The organism is Pseudomonas syringae pv. cilantro (genome assembly GCF_001293775.1).
In the GTDB taxonomy this organism is placed as follows: domain Bacteria; phylum Pseudomonadota; class Gammaproteobacteria; order Pseudomonadales; family Pseudomonadaceae; genus Aquipseudomonas; species Aquipseudomonas syringae_P.
Genome location: NZ_LGLN01000033.1, coordinates 182,856 through 192,150, shown reverse-complemented (window position 1 = coordinate 192,150; position 9,295 = coordinate 182,856). Strand labels below are relative to the sequence as shown.

Sequence of the window (9,295 nt, the reverse complement as noted above, 5' to 3'; positions counted from 1 at the left end):
TTTGCTGCCGGTCCCCGTCAGTTCGCGGACAAGTCCGCTCCATTCCAGCAGATTCGCGGACAAGCGAAGCGTCGCCCGGTCCGCTCCTGCACGCGATAGACATTCCAACCCTTGTGATGCACCTTCAGTCTGAGTAACGTGGCTGCACTTGTCTGGAGACCACATCATGTTCGCTGCCCGTTCCGTCCTCGTATTTGCTCTTCTACCGCTGTTTGCCGGGTGTCAGTTGCTCGGTAAACAGGCAGAGGAACCGAAGGTTTCCACGGCGGGCATGCTCCGTATGCAGGGCGACCTGACCGGGGAGAACGGCCAGCTGCTGTTCAAGCCGTGCAACGAGCAGCGTCGCTACGTGGTCAAGGATCGCGGCAACACCGGCGTTCTTCAGGAAGCCGCATCGCTCGCCTACAGCAAGGGCAAGGTGTTTGCCGATCTGCGCGGCAACTTCACGGCGAGCAAGGCCGGCAACAGCGACGGTCTGCTGGACCTGCACCAGTTGTATCGTGTCGAGCGCCCGGGCCAGTCCTGTGAAGACCTCAATTTCAAGCGCCTGACCCTGCACGTCAATGGCAACAAACCGGCCTGGAACGTCAATGTCAGTGGCAAGGGCATGGTGCTGGAGCGCGAAGGTGCCGAGCCGCTGGCGGTGCCGTATGTCGAAGAGAAGCTTCCCGACGGCAGTTTCAGCATCAGCAGCGAGGCCAATAATCAGCGCATCGAGCTGTGGGTAGCGCCGCAGCGTTGCGTCGACAGCGTCAACGGCTCGGTGCAACACCTGACCGCCAAGCTGCGCATCAACGGCCAGGCCCAGCGTGGCTGCGGTTATTACGGCGGCTCGCGCGACGATTGATCGGGCAGGCTCGCCGCCAAAGGGGTTCAGCGCTTATAATCGCCGGTTCTTGTAGTGCTGTCGGGCTGAACCTGCGGCCCGAAAACTGGACCCTTTAATGTTACGAATCACCGAACTCAAGCTGCCGATCGATCACCCGGAAGAAGACCTGCGCGTTGCACTCTTGCAGCGTCTGGGTATCGACAGCAGCGAATTGCTGGACTTCACCCTGTTCAAGCGCAGCTATGACGCGCGGAAAAAGTCCTCCGAACTGTGCTTCATCTACACCATCGATTTTCAGGTCAGGGATGAAGAGGCCTTGCTGCGCAAGCTGGCCGATGATCGCCACGTCGGCCCTGCGCCCGACGTCAGTTACAAAGTGGTCGGTCATGCCCCCGAAGGCTTGACCGAACGTCCGATCGTGGTCGGCTTTGGCCCGTGCGGCATCTTCGCCGGGCTGCTGCTGGCGCAGATGGGTTTCAAACCGATCATTCTCGAGCGGGGCACCGAAGTGCGCCAGCGCACCAAGGACACTTGGGCGCTGTGGCGCAAGAACGTGCTCAACCCCGAATCCAACGTGCAGTTTGGCGAAGGCGGTGCCGGGACGTTCTCGGACGGCAAGCTGTACAGCCAGATCAAGGACCCGAAATTCATCGGCCGCAAAGTGCTGCACGAGTTCGTCAAAGCCGGCGCGCCGGAAGAAATCCTTTACGTCAGCAAACCGCACATCGGCACCTTCCGCCTGACCGGTGTCGTGGAAAACATGCGGCACCAGATCGAAGCCATGGGCGGCGAAGTGCGCTTTCAGCAGCGCGTCACCGACGTGATGATCGAAGACGGACAACTGCTCGGCGTGCAGTTGGACAGCGGCGAGCAGATCGAGTCCCGGCACGTCATCCTGGCGCTGGGCCACAGTGCCCGCGACACATTCCGCATGCTGCACGGTCGTAGTGTGTTCATGGAAGCCAAGCCGTTCTCGGTGGGTTTCCGCATCGAGCACCCGCAGTCACTGATCGACCGCGCACGCCTGGGCAAGTACGCCGGTCACCCGAAACTGGGCGCTGCCGATTACAAACTGGTGCATCACGCCAGCAACGGTCGCTCGGTTTACAGTTTCTGCATGTGCCCCGGCGGAACCGTCGTGGCCGCGACCTCGGAGCCAGGCCGGGTGGTCACCAACGGCATGAGCCAGTATTCGCGTAACGAGCGCAATGCCAACTCGGGCATCGTGGTCGGTATCTCTCCGGAGCAGGACTACCCTGGCAGCCCGCTGGCCGGTATCGAATTGCAGGAACGCCTGGAATCCCACGCTTACCTGCTCGGCGGCAGCAGTTATGAGGCCCCGGCGCAACTGGTCGGCGACTTCATCGCGGGCCGGGCGTCGACCGCTTTGGGCAGCGTCGAACCGTCCTATAAACCGGGCGTGAAGCTGGTAGACCTGGCCGACGCCCTGCCCGCCTTTGCCATCGAAGCCATTCGTGAAGCATTGCCAGCGTTCGACAAGCAGATCAAAGGCTTCTCGCTGCACGATGCAGTGCTGACCGGCATTGAAACCCGCACCTCGGCCCCGTTGCGCATCACACGAGGCCCGACCCTGCAAAGCCTGAACACCAAAGGCTTGTACCCGGCCGGTGAAGGTGCGGGCTATGCGGGCGGTATTCTGTCGGCAGGCGTGGACGGCATTCGGGTTGCGGAAGCGCTGGTGCGCGACATGCTCGGGATTGAGGGCTGATCTGACTATCGTGCGGCGCTCTGCGTCGGCATGCAGTTCTGGACGCTCTGCGTCCTCTTTGTGGCGCTCTGCGTCACAGAGTCAGTTAGATTCCGGCTAGGCTCAAGTCACTTTTTCGCCCCTCGGCGACCNCCGTCACTTACGTCGCAATCTCCGTTGTCAGTACTATCGTGATAAAAAAGCGCTTTTGTTTATGTGCAGTCACTACGGGCTAGTCATGGCGCTATGTTGCAGCATAGATGTGACGCGTAGTGTCCAGAACTGCATGCCGATGCTCCGCATCGGCACGAGAGTCATGGTTGAGATTATCGTCTCCTGCGCGTGTGCAAGCCTTACGCGACAATCCATCTGACGCAGAAAACAAAAAACCCCGAGCATTTCGGCTCGGGGTTTTGGTGTGCAGCGTTGCAGATCAGTGGGTCACGCGGCTCGTGCCGTTGACGCTCATGATGCGCACGCGCTCGCCGACCCGGAAAATTTCGTTTTCCTGAACCTGCTGCACGTAGGCACGCATGCTGCCATCGTCTTCACGCACGGTGATTTCAACACCTTGCGTGCGGGTCAGGCCTTCTTCGGTCGCTGAACCCAGCAAACCACCTGCTACCGCACCGATCACCGCCGCCACGATGCTGCCGCGACCACCGCCGATGGCGCTGCCGCCAACGCCACCGACGACTGCACCCGCCGCGCCGCCGATTGGCGTTTTGGTGCCTTCGATTTTGACTGGGCGTAGCGATTCGATGGTGCCCATGCGGACGGTCTGTACGGTCCTGGCCTCATCGCGGGAATAGGAATCGCCGGTCAGATTCGAAGCACAACCGCCCAGGGTCAATGCCAGGGCAGTGAACGAAGCAACCAGAAGAGCAGACTTGCGCATAACGGTATCTCCAGAGGAACCAGTAGCCATTAGACTACCCGACAACGGTGCTGTCACGGCCCCGGTCCCGCAAATTAAGTTCATTCAGGCGCCATACAGTGAGTGTCTGTACAACGCTCAGACGGTCCGGCGGGCAAAAAATTCAATCACGGCGCAAGACGCTCGCGTGTCCACTCACCGTCTACCCAACGATAGTTCAAACGATCGTGAAGGCGACTGGATCTCCCCTGCCAGAACTCGATTCGTTCGGGCAACAGACGATAGCCACCCCAGTGCTCTGGGCAGTGTGGCTGGGTGTCTGCGAAGCGTTGTTCCGTCTGTCTGATAAGGCCTTCCAGCTCGTCACGACCGGCAATCACCCGGCTTTGCGGTGATGCCCATGCGCCCAGGCGACTGCCCAGTGGGCGAACCTGGTAATACGCATCGGATTCCTGTGCGCTGACCTTCTCGACCCGACCTTCGATGCGCACCTGACGCTCCAGCGTCGGCCAGAAAAAAGTCATGGCCGCAAAGGGACATGCAGCCAGTTGCCGGCCCTTGGCGCTTTCGTAATTGGTGAAGAAGGTGAAGCCTTGGCTATCGAGCCCTTTGAGCAGCAACACGCGGCAGTGCGGACGCCCTTGCTCATCAACCGTTGCGAGGGTCATGGCGTTGGCCTCGACCGGTGGCTGCTCGGTTTTTACCGCTTCCTGGAACCAGGTGTGGAACAGCGCAAACGGCTCTTGCGGCGACTGCGCTTCGGTTAACCCGTCGCGAGTGTAATCACGGCGCATGTCGGCCAGGGTCTGAGTCATGGTTTCATTCCTGCGCAAATATCATGAACGTTAGCTAACTCTCGTTACGAGGCTCGGCGCTCGTTGTTATCACACATTCGTTTTTGATTCTGGCCGAAGGCCGTGGGAGCGAACTTGTTCGCGAAGGCTATGTTGTAGGCGATAAATCATTGATGAATGTAAGGCCCTCTTCGCGAACAAGTTCGCTCCCGCGCCCTACGGGCAGAAGCCTGAAAGCCTTGTTTCTCGGGCTATTCAGGACCCGTGCACAACGCAAAGCGTGGAGACGAAAGTCGTTGAGGTACACAAGCCTCAGTTACTGGCCTGGCTATCATCTTTCTTGGCAGGCGCCTTGGCCGGGGCTTTGGCTTTGGCTTTGGCTTTGGCTGTGGTTTTAGTCGCAGCCGGTTTCTTAGCCGCTGCGGTGGTCTTGGCTGGCGCTGCTTTCTTGGCAGTGCTGGCTTTGGCCGGCGCTTTCTTGGCAGTGTCTTTCTTCGCAACAGCGGCTTTCTTGGCAGGCGCGGCAGCAGGTGCTGGCACGACCGGCTTGACGTCCTGGGTGGCAACCATGACTGGCGCAACCGGCGGCAGCGCGTAACGGGCCATAAGGACGCGCATGGTGTCTTGCGGCGTCATGAGGATTTCAACGCGGCGGTTGAGTGCGCGGCCCTGCAAGCTGTCGTTCGCAGCACGCGGCATCACCGCGCCCATGCCTCGCAGGCTCAGGCGATTACGCTCCAGACCGCTGAGGCGGAAGATCGCGGCAACCGACTGCGCACGTTCCTGGCTGACTTTCTGATTGGCATCGGTAGGGCCGGACGTGTCGGCATGACCGAGAATCAGCACGGCCGTTTTCTGGTCACCTTCGACCGCTTTGGCCAGACGAGTGATCGGACCCAATGTGTTGGGCAGCAACATGGCCGGGCGATCCGGATTGAAGGAGCTGTCTACCGGCGCAGTGATCGCCAGCAGGTCGTCGCGACGCTCCAGCTGGAACGGGCTGTCCTTGATGGCAGCGCACAAGCGCGGCTCGTACTCGTCCAGCCAGGCCTGAGTTACTTTCGGGTCAGGCATCGGCAGCGCTTTAGGCTCGTCCGTCTTGCCGTCGTTCGCGCCAAACGGCCACCACCATTTGGTGTCGGTCTCCGACTTGGCGACCAGCGAAGGCGCAGCAGGCTTGTCTGCAGGTTTGCTGGCCACTGCGTCAGGTTTTGCCTGAGCGTTGTCGTTCGAGCCAAACGGCCAGTACCACGGAGCGGTGCTTTCAGGGCCCGCGGCGGGTGCCGGTGTCGCAGCGGCCTTGGCAACCGGAGTCGGTGCAGGGCCTGGTGCCGGCGCCTGTGCAGCAGCGCCAGCATCGGCAGACTCATTACTGGAACCGAACTGCCACCAATGGCCTCCAGTTGCAGCAGAGTCGGATTGAGGAGTTTGAGCGCAGCCGGTAACGGCGATGCACAGAGCAAGAACGAGGCTTTTATTAGACGACATGGGTAACCCGCAACGGTTTTGATCAGACAAGGGAACGTGACTATGTCCGTATAACACGCATAAAGACGCAGTTGGAAAAAGAAACCGTCGTACGGTTCCGGTTACAGCCTATTAACTGACAGTCGGTATTAAACAAGCACTTATGACCGATACTTACTGCAAACACTCACGCAGTTTGCCGACCAGCTTCTGCGCCCTCGGGTCCATCAGGATGTAAGGGCCCAGCGTGTTGGTGACGAACCCGAACGCCACTTCGTAATCCGGATCCGCAAAGCCCACCGAGCCACCCGCGCCGGGATGCCCGAACGCCTTGGGGCCCAGGCCATACGTGGCGTTGGCCACGGTCGGCTGATCGAGCATGCAGCCCAGCCCCAGGCGAGTCGAGGTCAGCAGCGTCTTGTCCTGACCGATGCTGTGTTCGCGGGTCAGCTCATTGAGCAAGTCTGCTTCAAGCAGGCTGCCATCCAGCAGACCGTTATAGAAACCGGCCAGGCTGCGCGCATTGCCATGACCATTCGCCGCAGGCTGCTGCATGCGCCGCCATTCAGGCTTGTTGGTGCTGGTCATGATCGAAGGCGGGTTGGTAAAGGCCTTGGCGGTGATGGAAGCGGGCTCGCGCATCGTCGCTTGCAACACACGCTGAGCGGCATCGTCACCCGCATTGCCCTTGCCGCGAGCGATGTGCGCCACGCGATGGAACTGGTCATCGGCCAGCCCGACATGGAAGTCCAGCCCCAATGGCCGCGAGATGCGTGCGGCAATGGACTCGCCCGGACCGCGACCGTCGGCACGACGCAGCATTTCGCCCACCAGCCAGCCATAGGTGATTGCCGCGTAACCGTGCCCCTTACCCGGCGTCCACCAAGGCTCTTCAGCCGCCAGTGCCGCCGTCATGGTGTCCCACTGATAAAGCGCTTCTGCCGGTAATTGCTCGCGCAGCGCGGGCAGACCGGCCTGGTGGCAGAGCAACTGACGCAGGGTGATCGACGCCTTGCCCGCTACAGCGAATTCCGGCCAGAGCCTGGCAACAGGTTCATCCAGCTTCAACTTGCCTTCTTCGACCAGTTGCAGCACCGCCACACTGGTAAAGGTCTTGGTGCAGGAAAACAGATTGGCGATAGTGTCGGTATGCCAGGCCTCGGCCCCGTCTTTGTCCGCCGTACCGGCCCACAGATCGACAACCGTCTGACCACCGACCTGAATGCACAAGGCCGCGCCGCGCTCCTGGGAATCGTCAAACAGCGCTGCGAATGCTTCACGCACCGCTTCGAATTGAAGTTCGTAATGACCCTGGATCTGCAACGGGTGACTCCTGACTGACAGCATCAGCCTGCTGACAGGCTAAAGGGGCATGTTCTGATAGGCGCATATTGTTCCAGCGATCGCGCACTTTGGGAACCTATGTGAAACGCTCTTCATCTTTGCCTCAGGATATCTCGCGACGAAACGGCGGCAGCGCGTTGAGAATCGCCTTGCCATAACGCTGGGTAACCACGCGGCGGTCCAGCAGCGTGATGGTGCCGCGGTCTTCTTCGGTACGCAGCAAACGGCCGCAGGCCTGCACCAGACGCAGCGACGCATCGGGCACGGCGATTTCCATGAACGGGTTGCCGCCACGCGCCTCGATCCACTCGGCCAGCGCCGCCTCGACCGGATCGTCCGGCACCGCGAACGGAATCTTGGCGATCACCACGTGCTCGCAATACGCACCGGGCAAATCCACACCCTCGGCAAAGCTGGCGAGCCCGAACAGTACGCTGGACTCGCCGCTGTCGACTCGCGCCTTGTGCTTGTTGAGGGTTTCCTGTTTGGACAGATTGCCCTGAATGAACACCTGCTTGCGCCAGTCACGGTCCAGACCGTCGAAAACGTCCTGCATCTGCTTGCGCGAGGAATACAGCACCAGCGTACCCCGCGAACCTTCCACCAGACCGGGCAGGTCACGGATGATCGCCGCCGTGTGGGCCACCGAGTCTCGCGGGTCAGCCTTGAGGTCCGGCACCCTTAGCACGCCGGCATCGGCGTGGTGGAACGGGCTGGGCACCACTGCCGTCACGGCACCTTTGGGCAGGCCAGCACGCATGCGGTAGCGGTCGAACTTGCCCAGCGCGGTCAGGGTGGCGGAAGTCACCAGCGCACCGTAGGCGATGTTCCACAGGTTACGGCGCAACATTTCGGCGGCCAGAATCGGGCTGGCGTTGACCTCGATATCGAACAATGCGCCGCTGTCGGCCAGGGTCAGCCAGCGCGCCATCGGCGGACTGTCTTCCGGGTCTTCGGCGGTGAAGGCTGTCCACAGCTCCCAGTTACCGTGCGCGCGGGCCAACAGGCTGCCGAACAACGGATACCATTCTTCGGCCTGATGGCTGGCGATACCGATGTTAACCTCGCCGTCCATACCTTCTTTGAGTAATTCCGTCAGGCGCGTGAACAGATCGTCCAGGCGCGCAAACCCCTTTTTCAGTTCGATGCCCATCTCGCGGATGTGCTCGGGGATCACGCCGCCGACAAAACGGTGACGCGGGCGCTCACGCCCCTGCATGTCTTCACCGGCACGAAAATCAGCCAGTTGCTCGCAGGCCCCGAACATGAACTGCTGGTGGCCCTTGATCTCGCGGGCCAGCTCCGGCACCTGCTCGATCAGCTTGCCCAGATCGCCGGGCAACGGGTGCTGGGCCAGCAGTTTGGCGAGGTTCTTGGCGGTCTGTTCCAGCCAGTCGGCGGTAGATTTCAATCGAGTGTAATGAGCGAAGTGGCCGATGGCCTTGTCCGGCAGGTGATGGCCTTCGTCGAACACGTACAGTGTGTCACGCGGGTCTGGCAGCACGGCCCCGCCGCCCAGCGCCAGGTCAGCCAGCACCATATCGTGGTTGGTGACGATCACGTCGACCTTGCCCATGCCCTCGCGCGCTTTATAGAAAGCGCATTGCTGGAAATTGGGGCAATGGCGGTTGGTGCACTGGCTGTGATCGGTGGTCAGACGCGCCCAGTCCTGATCGGCAAGTTCCTGAGGCCAACTGTCGCGGTCGCCATCCCATTTGTTGCCGGCCAGCTTCTGCAGCATGCTGGTGAACAGCTTCTGACTGGCTTCATCGACCTCGATTTTGAAGCCTTCTTCTTCGAACAGCTGCGCGGTCGCGTTGGTCGCGTCACTTTCCTGCAGCAGCATGTCGAGCTTGGACAGGCACATGTAGCGGCCGCGCCCCTTGGCCAGGGCGAAGGTGAAGTTCAGGCCGCTGTTGCGCATCAGGTCTGGCAGATCCTTGTAGACGATCTGCTCCTGCAGCGCGACGGTGGCGGTGGCAATGACCAGTCGCTTGCCCGCCGCCTTGGCTGTTGGAATCGACGCAATGGCATAGGCCACGGTCTTGCCGGTGCCGGTACCCGCCTCGACCGCGACCACGGCCGGGTCGCCCGAACGACGCCCCTCTTCATCGGTATCAATGTCCCCCAGCACCCTGGCGACTTCGGCGATCATCAATCGCTGGCCATAGCGCGGCTTGAGGCTCTTGGCTTCGAGGAAACGCGAGTAAGCGCCCTGGATCTGGGTTTTGAGTTCGGTACTGATCATTGGCTTCGGTTCGGGGGCACGACTAAAA

General features: G+C 61.0%; 7 protein-coding genes. 2 read left to right on the top strand and 5 right to left on the bottom strand.

What is annotated here, in order from left to right; translation table 11 throughout:
- The first annotated feature begins 166 nt into the window (after nt 1-166).
- Both ABJ99_RS07855 and ABJ99_RS07850 read left to right on the top strand, forming a co-directional pair.
- Entirely contained in the window at nt 167-847 is a 681-nt protein-coding gene (locus ABJ99_RS07855; RefSeq protein ID WP_054085337.1) for a COG3650 family protein, read from the top strand.
- A 97-nt stretch (nt 848-944) separates the two neighbouring features.
- Nucleotides 945-2,558 carry an NAD(P)/FAD-dependent oxidoreductase gene (locus ABJ99_RS07850; RefSeq protein ID WP_054085336.1) on the top strand — a complete coding sequence of 538 codons (1,614 nt, stop codon included), beginning with the start codon at nt 945-947 and terminating at the stop codon, nt 2,556-2,558.
- A gap of 412 nt (nt 2,559-2,970) precedes the next feature.
- Here the strand turns inward: ABJ99_RS07850 and ABJ99_RS07845 are convergent, their stop codons facing one another.
- The 5 genes from ABJ99_RS07845 to dinG form a co-directional block, all read right to left on the bottom strand.
- On the bottom strand, nt 2,971-3,435 hold the full coding sequence (locus tag ABJ99_RS07845; protein ID WP_024646710.1) for an outer membrane lipoprotein: 465 nt from the start codon (nt 3,433-3,435) through the stop codon (nt 2,971-2,973).
- Between the two features lie 146 nt (nt 3,436-3,581).
- On the bottom strand, nt 3,582-4,229 hold the full coding sequence (pdxH, locus tag ABJ99_RS07840) for a pyridoxamine 5'-phosphate oxidase (protein ID WP_054085335.1): 648 nt from the start codon (nt 4,227-4,229) through the stop codon (nt 3,582-3,584).
- 291 nt (nt 4,230-4,520) lie between these two features.
- Nucleotides 4,521-5,696, bottom strand: coding sequence for an OmpA family protein (locus tag ABJ99_RS07835; protein WP_054085334.1), 1,176 nt, complete (start codon nt 5,694-5,696; stop codon nt 4,521-4,523).
- Nucleotides 5,697-5,849: 153 nt separating this feature from the next.
- Nucleotides 5,850-6,998 (bottom strand): serine hydrolase domain-containing protein, encoded by a 1,149-nt coding sequence (locus ABJ99_RS07830; RefSeq protein WP_054085333.1) that lies wholly within the window; start codon nt 6,996-6,998, stop codon nt 5,850-5,852.
- A gap of 124 nt (nt 6,999-7,122) precedes the next feature.
- Nucleotides 7,123-9,267 (bottom strand): ATP-dependent DNA helicase DinG, encoded by a 2,145-nt coding sequence (gene dinG, locus ABJ99_RS07825; RefSeq protein WP_007248690.1) that lies wholly within the window; start codon nt 9,265-9,267, stop codon nt 7,123-7,125.
- Nucleotides 9,268-9,295: the final 28 nt, after the last annotated feature.